Source organism: Bartonella sp. PS17NMGDW (assembly GCF_042193555.1).
GTDB lineage: Bacteria > Pseudomonadota > Alphaproteobacteria > Rhizobiales > Rhizobiaceae > Bartonella > Bartonella grahamii.
This window is the reverse complement of sequence record NZ_JBHILY010000007.1, coordinates 38,420-58,594: the sequence shown is the minus strand read 5'-3', so window position 1 is coordinate 58,594 and position 20,175 is coordinate 38,420. Positions and strand designations below refer to the sequence as shown.

The 20,175-nt window shown below is 36.4% G+C and carries 13 protein-coding genes, 1 tRNA gene and 1 pseudogene; 6 read left to right on the top strand and 9 right to left on the bottom strand.

Features of this window, described 5'->3' with window-relative positions; genetic code table 11:
* Positions 1-254: 254 nt before the first annotated feature.
* Positions 255-678: pseudogene (locus ACFIJK_RS06115) on the bottom strand (YbfB/YjiJ family MFS transporter).
* A 551-nt stretch (positions 679-1,229) separates the two neighbouring features.
* Positions 1,230-1,306, bottom strand: a tRNA-Arg gene (locus ACFIJK_RS06110).
* 263 nt (positions 1,307-1,569) lie between these two features.
* Between ACFIJK_RS06110 and ACFIJK_RS06105 the strand changes: the two genes are divergently transcribed.
* Together ACFIJK_RS06105 and ACFIJK_RS06100 are read left to right on the top strand one after the other, a co-directional pair.
* On the top strand, positions 1,570-2,343 hold the full coding sequence (locus ACFIJK_RS06105) for an NAD kinase (protein ID WP_375627214.1): 774 nt from the start codon (positions 1,570-1,572) through the stop codon (positions 2,341-2,343).
* 145 nt (positions 2,344-2,488) lie between these two features.
* Entirely contained in the window at positions 2,489-3,892 is a 1,404-nt protein-coding gene (locus tag ACFIJK_RS06100) for a DEAD/DEAH box helicase (protein WP_375627212.1), read from the top strand.
* Positions 3,893-3,952: 60 nt separating this feature from the next.
* Here ACFIJK_RS06100 and gltX (ACFIJK_RS06095) read toward each other — a convergent pair whose 3' ends face one another.
* The 7 genes from gltX (ACFIJK_RS06095) to ACFIJK_RS06065 form a co-directional block, all read right to left on the bottom strand.
* Positions 3,953-5,326: a glutamate--tRNA ligase gene (gene gltX, locus ACFIJK_RS06095; RefSeq protein WP_375627210.1), complete on the bottom strand. Its 1,374-nt coding sequence runs from the start codon at positions 5,324-5,326 to the stop codon at positions 3,953-3,955.
* A gap of 10 nt (positions 5,327-5,336) precedes the next feature.
* Positions 5,337-6,998, bottom strand: coding sequence for an NAD+ synthase (locus ACFIJK_RS06090; protein WP_375626229.1), 1,662 nt, complete (start codon positions 6,996-6,998; stop codon positions 5,337-5,339).
* Between the two features lie 123 nt (positions 6,999-7,121).
* Complete coding sequence (locus tag ACFIJK_RS06085) at positions 7,122-8,501, bottom strand: class II 3-deoxy-7-phosphoheptulonate synthase (protein ID WP_375627207.1); 1,380 nt, start codon at positions 8,499-8,501, stop codon at positions 7,122-7,124.
* Positions 8,502-8,569: 68 nt separating this feature from the next.
* On the bottom strand, positions 8,570-9,961 hold the full coding sequence (gor, locus tag ACFIJK_RS06080) for a glutathione-disulfide reductase (RefSeq protein ID WP_375626232.1): 1,392 nt from the start codon (positions 9,959-9,961) through the stop codon (positions 8,570-8,572).
* A gap of 204 nt (positions 9,962-10,165) precedes the next feature.
* Entirely contained in the window at positions 10,166-10,735 is a 570-nt protein-coding gene (locus ACFIJK_RS06075) for a DUF2059 domain-containing protein (protein ID WP_375626233.1), read from the bottom strand.
* Positions 10,736-10,840: 105 nt separating this feature from the next.
* A complete protein-coding gene (gene rpiA, locus ACFIJK_RS06070; RefSeq protein WP_375626235.1) occupies positions 10,841-11,545 on the bottom strand; it encodes a ribose-5-phosphate isomerase RpiA in 705 nt (234 codons plus the stop codon).
* A gap of 482 nt (positions 11,546-12,027) precedes the next feature.
* On the bottom strand, positions 12,028-14,286 hold the full coding sequence (locus ACFIJK_RS06065; RefSeq protein ID WP_375627204.1) for a ComEC/Rec2 family competence protein: 2,259 nt from the start codon (positions 14,284-14,286) through the stop codon (positions 12,028-12,030).
* A 111-nt stretch (positions 14,287-14,397) separates the two neighbouring features.
* Here ACFIJK_RS06065 and gltX (ACFIJK_RS06060) point away from each other — a divergent pair, with 111 nt between their 5' ends.
* The 4 genes from gltX (ACFIJK_RS06060) to ACFIJK_RS06045 all read left to right on the top strand — a co-directional run bounded on the left by gltX (ACFIJK_RS06060) (position 14,398) and on the right by ACFIJK_RS06045 (position 20,105).
* The gene (gene gltX / locus ACFIJK_RS06060) at positions 14,398-15,828 is read left to right on the top strand and encodes a glutamate--tRNA ligase (RefSeq protein ID WP_375627201.1); all 1,431 of its coding nucleotides are present in this window, start codon (positions 14,398-14,400) and stop codon (positions 15,826-15,828) included.
* 262 nt (positions 15,829-16,090) lie between these two features.
* Positions 16,091-17,386: a citrate synthase gene (gene gltA / locus ACFIJK_RS06055; RefSeq protein ID WP_375627199.1), complete on the top strand. Its 1,296-nt coding sequence runs from the start codon at positions 16,091-16,093 to the stop codon at positions 17,384-17,386.
* Positions 17,387-18,108: 722 nt separating this feature from the next.
* Entirely contained in the window at positions 18,109-18,861 is a 753-nt protein-coding gene (locus tag ACFIJK_RS06050) for a transporter substrate-binding domain-containing protein (RefSeq protein WP_375626242.1), read from the top strand.
* A gap of 491 nt (positions 18,862-19,352) precedes the next feature.
* Positions 19,353-20,105: a transporter substrate-binding domain-containing protein gene (locus ACFIJK_RS06045; RefSeq protein WP_375627197.1), complete on the top strand. Its 753-nt coding sequence runs from the start codon at positions 19,353-19,355 to the stop codon at positions 20,103-20,105.
* Positions 20,106-20,175: the final 70 nt, after the last annotated feature.

The following is a 20,175-nucleotide window of genomic DNA, read 5'->3' as shown; positions in this document are numbered from 1 at the left end:
AATAGTTTGTGTGAAATTATTTCATATGAATTCCATTTAGAATTCACACTTTATACGTGATTCAATTGACCATTTTTTATAAACAATTGCCATGTATGAATAGACTATAAAAAGCAAATTATGATGCAAATGTTATAAGGCATGTAAACATTCAAATAAAGTGAAAAGCAGCTATCATTCATAACAGTTCATAAACTTTATGATACGTTTTTATCACACACAAATCGCATTGTTAAAAACGTAATCGTTTGAAATTATCGATAACATAAATTGCATGCGCTTAAAGAATAGCATACTTCAAACCAAATGTTTGTCGCATCACGCGCCCTGTTCAAACTAATAATAACATATTCATTACCTAATAGAATACCAACTCCTGCACCTGCATAAAGCGAAGCAATAATCCACCCATTATGGCTATGCTGCATGACCATAATAGAACCCAAAACCACCATTGCTGCACTCGCAACACGAGAAGCAAAACGGATCAAGTGTTAACGCCATGGAAATAATAAGTGCACTCATTACTATAGCTGCACAAGATAGCATGTGAGGAGCAAGAGATATATTCCGAATTCTGCCAAACGTAAAGAACATACTCCCAACTAAATAACCACCGTAATTAGCGCTAGCTATATAAAAAAGTTGATTAAAGGTAAACAATCCCTCATCCAACATAACTGGCAATATTGGTGTATAGAGAAATCACCCGATACCCATTCTCAAAACCATAATAACCATACCGAATACAGCGTTTTGAAACAATTCAAATTTTGACGATTATTTTTATCCCCATTATTATTCCTTTAACTGGTGATATTCCTCATCCGCGTTCCATCTCACCATAAAAGCCTTTAGCTCGAAAAATAGAATAAAAGCAAATTTAGCTATCTATTTTAATGCTCAAAACAACATATTTAGCGATCTACTGTCAAAAATGCCAGATCAATTATACAATAACATATTGAATTAATTATGTATTTTTATGTTATAAATATTTTATAGTTAAATTGAAAGCATATTTAGATAATCTTGCTTTTTTATCTCGATATTCAAAATGACTAACCGAGAAGTTATGTACACAACCGTAAATCTTACTTCTCTTAAAATCATTTTCTTCTTCGCTATAAAACTTAATAAATAACTCAAATGGACCATTTTCATGAAAGAGGAAATTGGCTTCTTTTTTGGTAATATTGTTATTTAGAATGATATGCAGTTGAAGAATTTGGTGCACCCGACAGAATTCGAATCTGTGACCTCTGCCTTCGGAGGGCAGCGCTCTATCCAGCTGAGCTACGGGTGCTTTAAACTGATTATTAAAATCAGTTATGGTCTTTTAACTAATCATACTCTTAGCTTCAATGCTAAATTATCATTCTAATAAAAAAATTACTTGTTTGTAACTTATCTAACGATGCACTCCTCTTACTTTTCAATGATACTTTACCTTGAAATAACTTCTCTTTATTCAATGCTCTTTTTATTATAAAAAGAGCTTTTGTTACAACTTCAAAACTCTCAAAAATAAGTTACAACATACATTATAAATATCAGGATAATTTTTTAATGACTACATTACCAAGTCGCTTTCATTTTATTTCCGCAGAAACTGAGGACGCTATCAAAGCTACCCATAAATTAATTTCCGTTTATGGTCATTCTTCTCTGGAAGAAACTGATATTGTTGTTGCAATCGGTGGTGATGGGACAATGTTACAAACCGTACGAGACGTCATGAACACAGGCAAACCTATTTATGGCATGAATCAAGGTTCTGTAGGATTTCTTATGAATGAATTTCATGAAAAAAAATTGCCCAATCGTATTGCTGTCGCACATAAAAAAGAAATCCATCCCCTGCGCATGATTGCAAAATCTGAATATCAAGATTCTATCGAGGCGCTTGCAATTAATGAAGTATCCCTCTTTCGGCAATCTTATCAAGCCGCAAAAATTCGCATCACCATTGATAACAACGTACGCATGGAACAATTAAGTTGTGATGGTGTCCTCGTCGCTACACCAGCTGGATCGACCGCCTATAATTTATCAGCGCAAGGACCTATCTTACCTCTTATGGCCCCTCTTATGGCCCTCACTCCCGTTAGCCCTTTTCGCCCTCGGCGTTGGCATGGAGCTTTGCTTCCCAATACAGTAACAGTGCGCTTTGATATGCTTGAACCTGACAAACGCCCTGTCAACGCTGCTGCAGATAATATTGAAGTTAAATCTGTCCATTCAGTTACTATTTCAATGGCAACAGAAGTAACAGCTTCAATCCTTTTTGACTCAAATCATTCATGGGATGAGCGCATTTTATCAGAACAATTTCGCTATTAATGATTGTATTATGCTTTTTATGTGTATATGATTGTTATAGTTAGTTTTTTTGTGAAAACATCTTAACACTATTAAGAGTGTAGAATATTGGTTATAATTATCATTTAGATAGCGCAGTTAAAATCACAGAGCAATTGATAAAAAAATGATACCATCTTTAAACAGTTTTGATGATTTAGGTCTTTCCGCAAAGGTTATTAATGCGGTGAAATCAGCGGGATATACAGCTCCAACACCTATTCAAAGTGAAACAATTCCGCATGTCCTTCAAAGAAAAGACGTTTTAGGAATCGCCCAAACGGGAACAGGTAAAACCGCTTCTTTCGTATTGCCTATGCTCACTCTCCTTGAAAAAGGTCGTGCAAGAGCACGAATGCCCCGTACGCTCATCTTAGAACCAACACGGGAAATTGCAGCTCAAGTTGAAGAAAATTTCGACAAATACGGAATAAATCATCGTTTAAATGTTGCTCTTTTGATTGGTGGAGTTTCTTTTGAACTCCAAGATCGCAAACTTGAACGGGGAGCTGATGTTCTTATAGCAACACCAGGGCGCCTTCTTGATCATTGCGAGCGCGGTAAACTGCTCCTGATGGGCGTTGAAATCCTTGTTATTGATGAAGCTGATCGCATGTTGGATATGGGCTTTATTCCTGATATTGAACGTATTTGTAAGCTAACCCCTTTTACGCGTCAAACTTTGTTCTTTTCTGCAACAATGGCGCCAGAAATTGCAAAACTAACGAAACAATTTTTACATTCTCCTGTTTCTGTTGAAGTTACAAAAGCATCCTCAACCGCAACCACAATTACACAGCGGCTCGTCAAATCGGGAAGTAAGTCATGGGATAAAAGAGCTGTTTTGCGAGAACTTATTCATAATGAAGGTGCAGAACTTCAAAACGCTATTATTTTCTGTAATCGGAAAAGAGATATCTCTGAACTTTTTAGATCTCTCATCAGACATAATTTTAGTGTAGGTGCGCTTCATGGAGATATGGACCAATACTCGCGCATGAGCACATTAGCCGATTTTAAAGACAATAAACTCACACTTCTTGTTGCATCTGATGTTGCCGCCCGTGGACTTGATATCCCCGCCGTAAGCCATGTCTTCAATTATGACGTTCCCACACATGCTGAAGACTATATTCATCGAATTGGTCGTACAGGGCGTGCAAATCGTAGCGGAAAAGCTTTTACAATTGTCACAAAAGCTGATCAAAAATATATCAATGCCATTGAGGAAATGAGTAATGAAAAAATTGAATGGCTCAATGGAGATCTCTCAACTTTAATAGCCGATGATCAAACAGAAGATATTGTTGTAAAGAAAAAATCTTCAAAATCACCAAAGAAAACTGCTCCAAAAGAGCCTGTTGCTCACACTAAAAAATCTGTAGAAGAGAATGAAACAGAATGTATCAAAAATGCAAATGATAAAGAGAAGCCATCTGAGCAACAACGCCCACGAAAAAATAAGAATTACACGCCCCTTGGATTTGGTGATGATATTCCTGCTTTCATGCTTATAAAAACGTGTAAATAAATTCTCTCTTTACTCTCTTTAAGAGTGAAATGAACGAAATGCTTAAAAAAAAAGCCGCTCTTATTTCCTAGAGAGTCTTTCTGCTACCTTTTCACGCCCTAAAAGCTGCAAAATTTTTCCCATTTCAGGTCCATGATCCATGCCTGTAAGTGCTTGACGTAATGGCATAAATAAAGCTTTTCCTTTTCGACCTGTTTTTTCTTTTAATGCTGTTGTCCAAATTTTCCAACTTTCCTCATTCAAAGCACCTTCAGGTAAGAAATCGAGTGATTGACGCACAAATACACGATCCTCTAGTGCCACTGTATCAAAATTCTGTTCATCATGAATGATTTTCCACCACAAAACAGCATCATTGACTTTATTAATATTGTTTCTTATCGCGTTCCAGAAATATTCCGCCTTATCTCCCTCAATAGAAAGTTTTTTAAGGCGCATTTTTACTTCTTCATAGGTTAACTCATGGACAAGATGACTATTCAAAGCAAGAAGATCAGCAATATCAAATTTTGCAACGGATCTTGACGTATCTTGGAGATTAAAATGCTCTAAAAGCGCTGCTTGATTAGGATAGGGATGCACATTTTGCGATGTCCCAATCAAAACGGCAAGGCATTGAACAGCTATAGATTCAAATCCTTCTTCCCTTAGAGAACGAATAGAAAGATCATTATTACGTTTTGAAAATCCTTTTCCTAAAACTGTCGCCAATAAATTGGTATGAGCAAAAACCGGTAATTCTGCATTAAGAGCTTTAAAAATAGCAATTTGAGCGCCTGTATTTGTAATATGATCATCCCCACGAATAATATGCGTAATAGCCATATCTACATCATCAACAATAGAGGGCAATGTATAAAGATAGCTTCCATCTTCACGAATAAGAACAGGATCTGAAAGAGAAGCCAAATCAATCGTCTGCTTTCCCTTTATTGCATCATTCCAGCAAACTTCTGTTCGCTTTGTTTGTAAAGGATCACTTTCAAAATTAGGAAGAAGAAAACGCCAATGGGGTTTACGACCTTGAGATTCAAAGTTTTTTTTCTCTTCTGCTGTCAATTTTAATGCTGCACGGTTATAAATAGGAGGCAATTTGCGTGAAAGCTGGATTTTACGACGTCGCTCTAATTCTTCTGCAGTCTCATAACAGGGATAAAGAAGCCCGCGTTGTTTGAGAATTTCCGCAACTTCATCATATCGATTAAATCGCTTAGATTGGTAATAAATTGAATCTGGTTGAATACCAAGCCATTCAAGGTCAACAGCAATAGCATCGATATATTCTTGTTTAGAACGTTCAACATCTGTATCATCATAGCGCAAGATAAATGCTCCTTTATGCGCTTGCGCATAAAGCCAATTGAAAAGCGCAATACGGATATTGCCAATATGAATATAACCTGTTGGAGAGGGAGCAAAACGAACTTTAACCATAAAATAATACTCAATTTTTATCGCGAAAATGATTGACTATGGGATAGCGACGATCGCGTCCGAAATTCTTGTAACTGATTTTTACACCGGGTGCAGATTGTCGTCTTTTATATTCGGCACCATAAAGAAGCTGTTCAACTTTCTCAACAGTTTCCCGTGAATACCCACGTTTAATAATATCACAAATACTCATGTCATTTTCTATAAGAGATTGCAAGATATCATCTAGAATAGGATAAGGCGGAAGAGAATCTTCATCTTTTTGATTTTCCCGCAGCTCTGCAGAAGGCGTTTTTTCTATAATATTGGATGGAATGACAATTCCTTCTGGTCCTTTCAAATTGTGCAAGTGATTTTTATTGCGCCACTCAGCTAATGCATAAACCTGCATTTTATAAATATCCTTAATAGGATTAAACCCGCCATTCATATCACCATACAGTGTTGCATATCCCACAGCCATTTCCGACTTATTGCCTGTTGTCACTACCATTGAGCCAAATTTATTGGAAAGTGCCATTAAAATAGTCCCACGTACACGGCTTTGAAGATTTTCTTCTGTCACATCAGACGGCAACCCTAAAAAAACTGGCGCCATTGCGTTCAAAAAAGCTTCAACAGGTTGCTCAATCGGTATTATTTCATAATGACATCCTAGAAGTTGTGCACACTCTTTAGCATCTTTTAACGATTCTTGTGAAGTATAATGATAGGGCATCATAATGGTGCGAACTCTCTCAGAGCCAAGAGCATCCACCGCCATTGCCGTACACAGGGCTGAATCAATTCCTCCTGAAAGACCAAGAATAACATCCTTAAAGCGATTTTTATTAACGTAATCTCTCAACCCTAAAACACAAGCTTGATAATCGGCCGCTAATCCATTGAGAAGACTTTCATTAGGACCTGAAATACAGTGCCATCCCGTCGTTATTTTTTGCCAATGGCTCAAAGCAATATGGCTATCAAAGTGCTTCATTTGAAATATCTTTTTTCCTTCTCCATTCAAGGCAAAAGACCCGCCATCAAAAACGAGCTCATCTTGACCACCAACTTGATTAGCATAAATAATTGGTACCCCAGATCGTAGAGCTTGCGTATGAACAACATCTATACGTTTTAAGGTTTTATTACGATAGTAGGGAGATCCGTTAAGGACAAGAATAATTTCCGCTCCTTTATTACCAAGCTCCGCACAAAGTGAAGAATCATTCCAAATATCTTCACAAATCACTATTCCTAGTCCTACCCCACGATAGATAAGAGGCTCAGGTCGTGGGCCTGAAGAAAATAAACGCTTTTCATCAAATTCAGCATAATTAGGTAGATCAAACTTCAAATTTTCGGCAATGACTCGCCCTTCATCAAGAAGCATGACACCGTTGTAAATATTGCCATTGCGTCTTAATGGAAGACCAATGACAATTCCTGGTCCACCTACGGTTATCTTTGCTAATTTCTTAACAGTCTCTTCACATGTTTTTGTAAAAGCAGGTTTTAGAACAAGATCTTCCGGCGGATAAGCGCTTATAAAAAGTTCCGTGAATAAAACAAGATCAGCCCCCTCTTCTTTGGCCTTTTGATGTGCCATGGCAGCTAAAGAAAAATTCCCCTCAATATCACCAACAATAGGATTTAATTGGGCAATTGATACCCGAAAATCATTTTTCATAAGCCTTTGTATCATTTCATCAGTTTAGCAACCACAACTTTATTCTTCATCATCAGGAAATATCACTTTTTTAAAAATTCTCTTCTGCCATAATGACCTAAAAGTATATTAGGCAAATTTTTCCTACCCACCAGCAGCAATTCCTAACGAATCATTCGCACGATTTTTTTTAAGGAGTTCAGCAACAAGAAAAGCCAATTCTAACGCTTGATCTGCATTTAACCGTGGATCACATTGCGTATGATAACGATCAGATAAATCGTCTACAGAAATAGCATGCGCCCCTCCTGTACATTCAGTAACATCACGACCTGTCATCTCAATATGAATACCTCCTGGATAAGTTCCCTCTCCACGATGCACTGCAAAAAAATTCTCTACTTCTTTTAAAACATAATCAAAGGGACGCGTCTTATAACCATTGGCAGTAATTGTATTGCCATGCATTGGATCACATGACCATATAACCGCACGCTTCTCACGTTCAACGGCACGGATGAGTTTAGGCAGATAACTTTCAACTTTATCATAACCAAAGCGCGTAATGAGAGTAAGCCGCCCCAGTTCGTTTTCAGGATTTAAAATATCAATTAATTTTAAAACCTCATCAGGTTCAATGGAAGGACCACATTTTAATCCTATAGGATTTTTAATGCCGCGACAATATTCAACGTGAGCATGGTCAATCTGACGTGTACGGTCACCAATCCATAACATATGACCGGATGTTGCATACCAATTTCCTGAAGTTGAATCAATCCGAGTCAAAGCCTCTTCATAACCAAGCAAAAGTGCTTCATGACTGGTATAAAAAGATGTTTCACGCAATGAAGAATGTGTTTTGGATGTAATCCCTATAGAACGCATAAAATCAATTGATTCAGAAATACGCTCTGCCAATAATTCATAACGTTCCCCCTGCGGACTGTTAGAAACAAAACTCAACATCCATGTGTGAACATTTTCTAAATTAGCATAGCCACCTTGTGAGAAAGCACGCAATAGATTAAGTGTTGCCGCAGATTGGCGATAAGCCATAGACATCCGTTGCGGATCTGGAATACGAGAACCGGCTTCAAATTCAATGCCATTAATAATATCCCCACGATAAGCAGGAAATTCAACTCCCTCTTTGCTTTCGATATCAGAAGAGCGAGGCTTTGCAAATTGACCAGCAATACGACCAATTTTAACAACTGGTTTAGAACTACCAAAGGTTAAAACAATCGCCATTTGCAAAAATACACGAAAAAAATCACGGATATTATCAGCTTCATGTTCTGCAAAGCTTTCGGCACAATCACCACCTTGCAATAAAAAAGCTTGTCCTTTTGCAACGGCTGCTAATTCATTTTTTAAATCACGTGCTTCACCGGCAAAAACTAAAGGAGGATAGCTTCTCAGTTTTCGTTCAACATCTTCTAACATAGACTTATCCGGATAAGTCGGAACTTGTTTAATTGGCCTTGTTCTCCAGGAGTCAGGCGCCCATTCTTTTATCATTACACTCTCGCTAAAGATTAATCTTAAAGATTGGCATATCAAAAGCTTTTTACCGCAATATATGCTGTTTAACTTTCTATTTTCTTCCCATTTTCATATATATAACTTGGTTTATACATCGTTACCAATTCTTCTGCCATCGTTGGATGCACGGCCATCGTTTCATCAAAGATATCCTTCGTCAGCTTTCCTTTGAGAGCTATCCCTATAAGCTGTGCCATCTCACCAGCGTTTTCCCCTAAAATATGAGCACCCACAACAATACGGCTTTCACCATCAACAATGAGTTTCATAAGCATTTTCTCTGAACTCCCAGAAAGAACATTACGCATAGGACGAAAAACTGTACGATAAATTTCAAGACGCTTATAACAACGTACCGCATCTTCTTCTGAAAGACCAACTGTTCCAATCTCTGGCTGAGAAAAAACTGCCGTCGTAATTAAATCATAATCAGGTGTCGTGGGAATATTCTCAAACGCAGTCTTCACGAAACACATTGCATCATGAATCGCTACAGGTGTTAATTGAATATGGCCTGTTACATCACCAACAGCCCAAATATGGGGTATATTTGTTGTCATTCTTTCATCAACAACAACTGCACCAAATTCATCCACTTGAACACCTGCCCGCTCAAGTCTTAAACCCGTTGTATTTGGTACACGCCCCGTAGCCAACATAATCTGATCAGCACTAATCGTTTGCCCATTTGATAAAATAACTTCATAACAATTTTCTGCAGCCTGCACTTTAGAAATTGTTACGCCATAGAGAATAGAAATCCCTTTTTCAATCATTGCATCATTAAGCAATTGCCGCAAATCATGATCAAAACCACGAAGGATTAAATCACCACGATGGAGCAGCGTTGTTTTTACACCTAATTCATGAAAAATATTAGTAAATTCAACACCAATATACCCTCCACCAACAATGACTATTGATTTTGGGAGTTGATCAAGGTCAAAAATCTCATTAGAAGTGAGGCAAAATCCACCGCCTTCTATGGAAGTATTTGGTGCAACTTTTGCCCCTGTTGCAATCAAAATTTTTTCTGCACTTACCCGCTCACCCGTGGCAGAAAGCTCTAATGTGTGATCATCTACAAAAGTAGCACGACTTTCATAAATATGCACATTGTTATTCTCTAATCCCTTACGATACAGCCCTTCTAACCTTGATATTTCTTTATTTTTAGCCGCAACCAACTTTTCCCAACTAAAAATTGGATCCGCATATTCCCACCCAAAACCAATACTTTTCTTAAATTCTTTTACATATTGTGATGCATAAACATAAAGTTTTTTGGGAACACAACCACGAATAACACAAGTGCCCCCTATCCGATATTCCTCTGCTATAGCAACACGCTTACCGAGTCCTCCAGCAAGCCGTGCTGCACGCACTCCACCAGAACCACTTCCAATAACAAATAAATCAAAGTCAAAAGAGCCCACGAATTATTCCTTCTTATGTATCTGCAAGAATAGGCTAAGATCATTTATTATCAAATGAAAGTCTTTTTTTCTTTTGAAGAAGCATTTTTTATAAAGCCGTATTCTAAAAAGACCTACTCTCATTAAAATATTAAAAACGGCGGGAAAACCGCCGCTATTTAAAAAATCAGAAATTGCCCAGTGGTTGTCATGATATTAATCAAGCTATTTTTTATTTTCTGAAGATTCTGATTTTATAGGCATATTTGTAGGCATAGTAGACTTATTCAAATTAAGTATTTCAGACATCTCTTTTTTCACATTTTCTACAAGATCCCGCATAAGCGCAGAACGCCATACATCAAATGCTGAATAAGAATCACGTGCGATATTGGGGACTTCTGTCAAAAACTTTTTACCGGTATCAGAACTGTAGAATGCTGTTATTGCATCAAGCTCTTTTTGAGTAAAATATTTTGCATATACATGAGCAATCTCTTTTTCTAGATCAGAGCGCCTTTTAATTAAAGCAAGCGCCTGCTTATCAACAATATCAGAAATTGCCTCTGCCAAATTTGGATCATCCCTCATCAGTGCAGTTTTAAGATCGTCTACCGCATTTGGTAAAAAACTATCAAACTGATCCGTTGCGTGAATGGCACTTATAGCCTTTCTAGCTGAAGCTAAATGTTGATCGCTCACACCTTGTGCATAAGCCATTCCAATATTCACAATAAAAATAGCAATTGCACCAAAATATACGACAAAACGCTGAAAAGAAAATATTATTCTCATTTAATGATTACCCCGATCGCTAATTATAATTTTAATTCGTTTTCTATCTAAAATCTTTAAGATCTTTTTTTACTGTGCTAACATATCGTCATGAAACTGTCTTCTCTAAAAATCAAAAGATTCTAAAATTTTTGTTTGACCATCAGCCATAGCTACAATTGCACGTGAAGCCAATCCCAAAAAAAGGCCATGCTCAACAACACCAGGAATGGAAAGAAGTGCGTCCGATAATGGTTTTGGTTGCAAAATGCAGCCCCAAAATGCATCAAGAATAAAATGACCACCATCTGTTTCAAAAGGATTTTTTCCATTCATTCGCAATGCAATTTCTCCAGAAAGCCCTAAATCATCAGCGACTTTTTCGATGGCTCTGCATGTTGTATGGATACCAAATGGATTAACTTCAATTGGTAGTGCAAAAGCACCAAGTCGTTTTACCACCTTTGTTTCATCAGCAATGACAAGCATTGCACGAGATGCCGATGCTACAATTTTTTCATACAACAATGCCCCCCCTCCACCTTTAATGAGCATCATCTCAGGACCAATTTCATCTGCTCCGTCAATATCAAGATCCAATTCAGGTATTTGTTCTAAAGTGCTAACAGGCACTCCAAACTTACGACAGAGTTGTTCAGAATATCGTGAAGTAGCAACACCAGTCACTCGCAAACCATCCGCAACACGCTCACCAAGAAGACGAATAAATTCATTGACTGTCGAACCAGATCCAATACCAAGCCGCATATCATCTTCAATAAATTCAAGCGCTTTAATAGCTGCCATTTTTTTTAACTGCTGAACATCCATGAATGACTTTGCCTTTTATCCGTATAAGCAACATTTACCATCCCTATTACCACCGATAATAATGATAATAAAAGATAACCTCTTGACGCAATCTATTTAAATTTACCATCATCTTTTGCTTGAAGAGATGTTACTCGTTATAGAAATATATGATAAGAATAAAATAGAATAATCAACAATTATCTTTTTTATTTCTTTGAGAAAATTTGTTAGCATTTTTCTCATTCAATAAGAATGTTTGATTTATCTTGTGCTATCAATAGGATGCACAAAGATGTGCATCTTAATTTTTTTTGAAAAATTTAAAATGATTAGATATAAAAATCATCTGTTTCTAGAAAACTCTAGATTATTATCCCGTTTTAATGACTTTGATAAACTTACTAATTTAAATACCGCAAAATTTTATCAGAAAAGTCTTCTATTATTTTTTGTTTTGTCATTATCCAAATGTGAAGCAAAATATGATAGATTATATTTTTTTATGAATGCTGTCTGTGCATATTCCATGGTCTATGAAACCCTGGCGAAGACCAAATAATATCTCCACCTTTGGTCATCATAACGCTTCCTCGTGATAACAATTGTTGAGGCGTAAATATTATTTTTGCCTTCCTATAACATGTTGGATTACGCATTACAAATGTCTGAATGAGAATATCTGCCTCTACACACTGATCTGTTTCTCTTTGTAAAACAACTACTTTTAATCCATTCTCTAATAATGACGTACATACATGATAATCACAAATAAATTGTCCGTGCAAAGAAGGACCATATTTTGTTGGTTTAATCGTTTCATTCACACGAAATGACTTTTTCCATATGGATGTCGTGAACTTAGAAATATGGTAACGGTCAATATATAATTTTTTATCATGGATAACGCCCACGAGACGCATATTATCTGCTATAATCAGTTGTATAGGTGAATGCATTACACAAATAGAAATACCAGCCAAAATAAACAAACTAAAAAAGAGCCGGATGGGTGTTTTGCAAAAAGTCAGTCCAACCAAGCCTATACTCAATAAAACCAACGCAGATAACGGCATAAAATCAGGATTCAAATCAGGAGAAATAGCCTTGATCGCAAGCGCAATCTTTATCACAAGATCAACACCAAACCCCATAATTTGAAGGGGGAGCCATTCGAATCCTCCTAACATTGCGAGAACTGCAATTAATCCAAAAGGAATGACGAAAATTGAGATGACAGGCAAAGCAAAAGCATTACTGATAACGCTCAAAGATGCCGTATTAGAAAAATGATAAGCAGCATAAATTCCACTTGCACTCCCTGCAACAAGGGAAGAAGCACATGTTGAAAGTATCGATAAGAAAGCAAAATTTATCACTCCTCCTCCAACATAAGAGGGGGTTGTTTTTCTTTTACGAAAAAATGATCTTCCACTCCACCAATCAAAAAAAGCGATCAAAGCAGCAGTCGCAGAAAAGGACATTTGAAAGCTAGGACCTAATATTTCATGGGGTGTAATCGCCAGAGTTATCAACCCTGCAATAGAAAAATTACGCATTGTTATAGCAGAGCGATTACACAATATAGCAACCAACATAACAGCAATCATCACAAAACTTCTTTGCGCTGATATTGCTAAGCCCGACAATAACAAATAAAAAGCTGTTATCATAAACGCAACGATAGCAGCAAATTTTTTACTGGAATAATAGGAAGAAAAAACTGGAAAAAATGCTAAAAAACTACGGATACTCAAAAGAACTATGCCGCTTAACAACGCCATATGTAAACCTGATATTGATAAAATATGGGCTAATCCAGCCGTACGTAATGCTTCATTTGTCTCATTTGAAATGCCAGCACGCTGCCCTGTTATGAGAGCAGCAGCAACACTCCCCTTTTCTCCTTCAAGGGCCATACGGATTCTTTGTGTCATCTTCGTGCGTAAATTTTCAATTTTCTGTAGAATGATAGCGAATATTCCATCAGGCTGCGAAACCGATATTTTTCTTGGTTTTCCTAAATAAACGCCTTGTGCCCCAATTCTTTTAAAATAATTATGAAAACTAAAATCGTAGCCTCCTGGACGCACTGGCCCAGAAAATGCACGAATCTTAACTTTCCCATATAGTCCATCACCAATTTCTAAGCCAGATGGCAAATATCTTGCCGATAAACGAATACGATGAAGACTATGGCATAATATGGACTTTTCTGTACTCAAAACATCCAAAACTAAACGAAATCCTCCTTTGGCGCCTGACTCAATAGAAACAATTCTTCCCGTCAATGTAGTGACAATGTCACTGCTTAACATGGGTGTTGCAATACGCCACGTTTCTATTTTTGCCGCTAAAGCACCCAATATAATACAAAACAGAAATCCCACGGGAATCCATATTTTTCGATAAAAACGTGCAACATAGAATATTCCCAGAAAAATACTGACCAACGCCCCCAATTGTCCCCAACTTGGTTCCCACTCTAAATGAAAATACAAAATGATTCCTAGGGCAAAAAAGACTAAAATCAGCGAAAAAAGGATACCAAAAGAAACTTCTTTACTAATACAATCTTCTAACCATTTGCGAAAAAAAATGATTACTTCTTTTAAGAATGTCAATAAAAAAAGTTTTTGTTGGTTATAGCTACCGTTCTTTGCATCATCATATCTAGAAAAAACACTCTGCCCTATTTTGCATGGCTTTTTTCTTTCTGTAACAGATTTTTCGGATAAACCCTCTTTACTTTTATAAAACATCAGTCCCCCACTTTAACTCGCAATACGGCTATTGCACACCCCATCACTTATGCTAACATGACTTTTCTATAAAGTTCCATAAGAAATATCTTAGTTTAAAGGAAAATATTCGTGTCTGTTATTACTCGTTTTGCCCCTTCACCCACTGGCTTCCTTCATATTGGTGGTGCTCGTACTGCTCTTTTTAATTGGCTTTATGCAAAACATACCGGTGGAAAAATGCTTTTACGAATTGAAGATACAGACCGAGAGCGCTCAACAGAAGCAGCTGTAAAAGCTATTATAGATGGCTTGCACTGGATGGGGCTTAATTATGATGGCGCCCCTATTTCGCAATTTGAACGTGCTGAACGTCACCGCCAAATCGCCGAACAGTTGGTCAAAAACGGCAAAGCTTACTATTGCTATGCTTCACCTGAGGAGTTAGCTGAAATGCGTGAAAAAGCCCGTGCAGAAGGGCGCCCACCACGTTATGATGGACGTTGGCGCGACCGTGATAGTTCTGAAGCTCCTAAAGGTGTTAAGCCTGTTATTCGCATCAAAGCCCCTCAAGATGGAGAAACGATTGTACATGATCGTGTTCAAGGTGATGTCCGTTTTCCTAATAAAGATCTCGATGACTTCATTATTTTGCGTTCTGATGGTTCGCCTACCTATATGCATGCTGTTGTCGTTGATGATCATGATATGGGTGTAACACATATTATACGCGGTGATGATCATCTTACAAATGCAGCACGCCAAACAATTATCTTCAATGCAATGGGGTGGGACATTCCTGTTATGGCCCATATTCCTCTTATCCATGGTGAAAACGGTGCAAAATTATCAAAGCGACATGGTGCACTCGGTGTTGATGCCTACCGAACAATGGGATATCTTCCTGCTGCTTTGCGTAATTACCTTATCCGTTTAGGTTGGAGTCATGGTGATGACGAACTGATGTCACTGAAAGATATGATTTCTTGGTTTGACATTGAAGATATTAACAAAGGTGCTGCTCGTTTTGATCTCAAAAAGCTCGATTCCATCAACGGACACTATATGCGCATGAGTAATGATCAAGAACTTTTTGATGCCGCTCTTAATATTCTACCAGAAACCGATAGGGGAGCACAAATTATTGAAAGACTTGATGAAAAACGCCGTGTTCAATTTTTAAAAGCAATCCCGCATTTGAAAGAACGTTCAAAAACACTGTGCGAACTGATTGACAATGCCTCCTTCATTTTTACACAACGACCTTTACAACTTGATGAAAAAGCACAAATGCTCTTGGATAAAAATGGACGAACCATTTTAAACGATCTTTATCTTGCCCTGAAAGCTTGCCCCTCTTGGGATACAAAAAACCTAGATGAAACACTTCGCTCTTGTGTACAAACGCAGAATCTCAAGTTTGGATCTATCGCCCAACCACTTCGCGCAGCTCTTACAGGATGTGCAACATCACCAAGTGTTTTGGATGTTCTTATTTTATTAGGACGCGATGAAGCTCTTCATCGCATCAAGGACCAACTTATCACACCAATATGCCCATGATGTGTACTGAGTATATTTCCTCAAATAGGGATCTATAGAGATATCTCAACGCGCCCTAAAAGAGTTTTTTATGTTATATCATTGAAATACATTTTTTATTGAGTAATAATGATCAATGAGGGAATATTTTTAGATTGCATGTACTCACTTTTGGAGGCAATCTACCCTTAATATAAGTAAGAAAAGCTTCAGTTATACATCCCCCACTCTGATGAAGCAGAGTCTTAATTTTTAGAAGTGAAGGATCTGAAAGGAATACCGAATGTCTGAGAGTAACGCATATATTATTGTGAATGATAGAAAAGTAGAGCTTCCCTTGCGTAAAGGTACGATTGGACCTGAGGTCATTGAAATTGCTTCTCTCTACAAAAAAACCGATATTTTTACTTATGATCCTGGTTTTACTTCAACAGCTTCTTGTGAATCAAAAATTACTTATATCGACGGTGATAAAGGCATATTGCTTTATCGTGGTTATCCTATTGATCAATTGGCTGAGAAAGGAGACTTTCTCGAAAGTTGTTATCTTTTACTTTATGGTGAACTTCCAACACAGCAAGAAAAAAATGAATTTGATCGATGTATTATGCAGCATACCATGGTACACGAACAGTTTGCACGCTTCTTCCATGGCTTCCGCCGTGATTCTCATCCTATGGCCGTCATGGTTGCCTGCCTTGGCGCTATGTCTGCGTTCTATCACGACTCTATTGATATTACAGATCCTCACCAGAGAATGATTGCTTCTGTTCGTCTTATCTCAAAAGTTCCAACGCTTGCTGCTATGGCCTATAAATACAGTATCGGACAAGCATTTGTTTATCCACGTAATGATCTTAGTTATGCTGCAAATTTCCTCCGTATGTGCTTTGCTGTTCCTTGTGAGGAATATAAAACAAACCCTGTGCTTGCTCGGGCGATGGATCAAATCTTTATCCTTCATGCAGATCATGAACAAAATGCTTCTACATCTACGGTACGTCTTGCTGGATCCTCGGGTGCTAATCCGTTTGCCTGTATTGCAGCAGGTGTTGCATGCCTTTGGGGACCAGCACATGGTGGTGCCAATGAAGCATGTTTAAAAATGCTACAAGAAATAGGTTCTATTGAAAGAATTCCTGAATTTATTGCACGTGCAAAAGATAAAAATGATCCTTTCCGCCTTATGGGCTTTGGGCACCGTGTCTATAAAAATTATGACCCACGTGCAAAAATCATGCAAAAAACCTGTCATGAAGTTTTAAAAGAACTCAACATTCAAGATGACCCGCTTCTTGATATTGCAATAGAACTTGAAAAAATTGCCTTAAGTGATGAATATTTTATTGAGAAAAAGCTTTATCCCAATGTTGATTTCTATTCCGGCATTACATTAAAAGCTCTAGGCTTTCCAACTGAAATGTTTACTGTTCTTTTTGCATTGGCACGCAGTGTCGGGTGGGTGGCTCAATGGAAAGAAATGATTGAAGACCCTGCACAAAAAATTGGTCGTCCTCGACAACTCTACACAGGCTATGCTATGCGTGACTATGTTCCTATAGATGAACGTGCAAATTAAAAAAAGAAATCAATAAAGCTTTAGTTTACTGAAGCTTTATTGAAAATAATCCAAAAATATCCTTTGAGAATTTTTATAAAACGTGATTTTAAAACTCTTTCTACAGAGGTAACATCATCATAAAAATTAAAATTCTAAGTTTTAAATTGAGAATACTCTTCTGCAAGTTAGCCAAACATTTAGCAAAAAGAAATTGAAAATTTTACCTTATAATTCTCATTATCTTTAATGGAAGTGTATTTCCTGTCATTCCCTCGTGTTTAAAAACCTTATTGCATATTAAAATCTAGCAATGTAACAATTTTACTTTCTATCTTCTCCAGATAAAATTGCAAAAGGCTTACATTAAGTGCTTCTTTAAAATGCCAAAACTTCTTATCTCTCTTCAAGTAGATTAGAATAAAAATACTTTACATTTTGTCCTGTTAAGAGCTGAAATTTTCTTCGTATTTAAGTTAATAGTTTTCCTTTTAAATCTAACTTGTTGATTTTTTAAGTAAAATTATTAAAAATCATTATATAATCAACAAGAGGTGTACTTCTTTCCTGTATTTTTTATTCCCATACTTGATAAAAATAAATCATTTTTTTGATAATGATATCCAGCATAATGATAGCAAAATGAACACAGATAAATTTTTTACATTGCTCCAAAAGAGCTTACAGATTATAAAAATGCATGATGGTTTCATATTTGCCAGCTTATCTAATAGGAGAACATAATGAAATTATTAGCAGGAGCTCTTATAATAAGCGCAACACTGTTTACCCTATCGGCCAATTCTCAAACGCTGAAAATTGCAAGCGATGCCTCTTATCCGCCATTTAGTTATATTGACTCAAATAACGAACTTCAAGGGTTTGATATTGATATATCTTATGCGCTTTGTAAAAAAATGAATGTTGAATGTACTATTGTCACACAAGACTTCGAGGGGATGATTCCTGGTCTTCTTGCAAAAAAATACGATGCTATCGTTTCTTCCCTTTCTCCTACAAAAGAGCGCTTACAAAAAATTGATTTTACAGATCCTTACTACAGTACTGTACTCGCTGTTATCGTTACCAAAAATTCGGGGATTAAAGAAATCTCAACACAAAACTTTAGAGGTAAAAATCTTGGAGTACAATCGAATACAACACAAGCTGCATATGCGGAAGATTATTATGCCTCTGAAGGAGTGAATATCAAACTTTATCCTACAGCAATAGAAGCTAATCGTGATCTTTTAAGCCATCGGCTTGATATCATTATCTTTGATAAATTAAAAGCATTAAATTGGCTTGAAAATGAAGGAAAAGATTGCTGTATCCTCCTAGGAACTCTAGAAGAAACAAATTTTCCTGTTGCAATTGCACTCCGTCAAAATAATAACGATCTTAAAAACAGTTTTAATAAAGCAATAGAAGAAATCCGTGCTGATGGAACCTATGAAAAAATTATGAAAAAATATTTTACTTTCAATATTGATTAGATATCACTATGAGTTAAAATTCAGCCTTTATATTTAAGGAATATTTTAAACTCTTTATTGGGCATGCAAATGTAATTGGGAATTCGGCATTTTTATAAGAAAATTTACATTTATCAAAATAATTTTAATTGTTGCTCGATATCTAAACGTTTTATAGAATATAATGACAACAATAAGATTGTATTTTTATGGTATCAAAATCTAATTTTTTCTTTATGTTCAAATTGAATAGCTTTATTTTCAAGAAAAATCCTCAGTTTTTACTCATGAAATGATTCAAATCAATCATTTCATGAAAATTAAGCTATCATACAAGCAATAAGATATTTATTCTTTTTTTATCAATAAAAAAGATAATTTTTTTGATAATAATGTCCAACATAATGATCTAAAATAAACATCAATAAATTTTTGAATTGCTCCAAAAAAGCTTACAGATTATAAAAACATAGTGATTTCATATTTTCCCGCTTATCCAATAGGAGAACATCATGAAACTATTAGCAAGAGCTCTTATAATAAGCGCCGCACTATTCACCCAATTGGCTGATGCGAAAACATTAAAAATTGCGAGTGAAGGCACCTACCCTCCCTTTAGTTATATTGACTCAAATAATAAATTGCAGGGACTTGATATTGATATATCTTATGCACTTTGTAAAAAAATGAATGTTGAGTGTACTGTTGTCACACAAGATTTCGAGGGAATGATCCCTGGACTTATTGCAAAAAAATATGATGCTATCATTGCCTCCCTTTCTCTCACACAAGAGCGCTTACAAAAAATTGACTTCACAGATCCTTACTACGATACAGCACTGGCTGTTATTGTTACCAAAGCTTCGGGAATTAAAGAAATCTCAACACAAGACTTTAGAGGTAAAAATCTTGGTGTACAATCAAATACAACACAAGCTTTCTATGCAGAAGATCATTATGCTTCTGAAGAGGTGAAAATTAAACTCTACCCTTCCACAATAGAAGTGAATCGTGACCTTTTAAATCATCGACTTGATGTGATTATTGTTGATAAATTACAAGCATTAAATTGGCTTAAAAATGAAGGAAAAGATTGCTGTCTCCTCCTTGGAACTCTAGAAGAAACAAAATTTCCTGTTGCAATTGCACTGCGTCAAAATAATAATGATCTTAAAAATATGTTCAATAAGGCGCTAAAAGAAATCCGTTTAGATGGAACTTATGAGAAAATTATGAGAAAATATTTTACAAGTGATATCTATTAAATATCAATATGATGTTTAAATGAAACCCGCTAGTTATTTCTAAAAAATATTATCTAACTCTTTCATGAGG

What these genes read in the sequence shown, in the direction of transcription:
- ACFIJK_RS06105 (WP_375627214.1), top strand. Translation starts at nt 1,570, where the DNA reads ATGACTACATTACCAAGTCGCTTTCATTTTATTTCCGCAGAAACTGAG.
- ACFIJK_RS06100 (WP_375627212.1), top strand. Translation starts at nt 2,489, where the DNA reads ATGATACCATCTTTAAACAGTTTTGATGATTTAGGTCTTTCCGCAAAG.
- gltX (WP_375627210.1), bottom strand. Translation starts at nt 5,326, where the DNA reads ATGGTTAAAGTTCGTTTTGCTCCCTCTCCAACAGGTTATATTCATATT.
- ACFIJK_RS06090 (WP_375626229.1), bottom strand. Translation starts at nt 6,998, where the DNA reads ATGAAAAATGATTTTCGGGTATCAATTGCCCAATTAAATCCTATTGTT.
- ACFIJK_RS06085 (WP_375627207.1), bottom strand. Translation starts at nt 8,501, where the DNA reads ATGATAAAAGAATGGGCGCCTGACTCCTGGAGAACAAGGCCAATTAAA.
- ACFIJK_RS06075 (WP_375626233.1), bottom strand. Translation starts at nt 10,735, where the DNA reads ATGAGAATAATATTTTCTTTTCAGCGTTTTGTCGTATATTTTGGTGCA.
- rpiA (WP_375626235.1), bottom strand. Translation starts at nt 11,545, where the DNA reads ATGGATGTTCAGCAGTTAAAAAAAATGGCAGCTATTAAAGCGCTTGAA.
- ACFIJK_RS06065 (WP_375627204.1), bottom strand. Translation starts at nt 14,286, where the DNA reads ATGTTTTATAAAAGTAAAGAGGGTTTATCCGAAAAATCTGTTACAGAA.
- gltA (WP_375627199.1), top strand. Translation starts at nt 16,091, where the DNA reads ATGTCTGAGAGTAACGCATATATTATTGTGAATGATAGAAAAGTAGAG.
- ACFIJK_RS06050 (WP_375626242.1), top strand. Translation starts at nt 18,109, where the DNA reads ATGAAATTATTAGCAGGAGCTCTTATAATAAGCGCAACACTGTTTACC.
- ACFIJK_RS06045 (WP_375627197.1), top strand. Translation starts at nt 19,353, where the DNA reads ATGAAACTATTAGCAAGAGCTCTTATAATAAGCGCCGCACTATTCACC.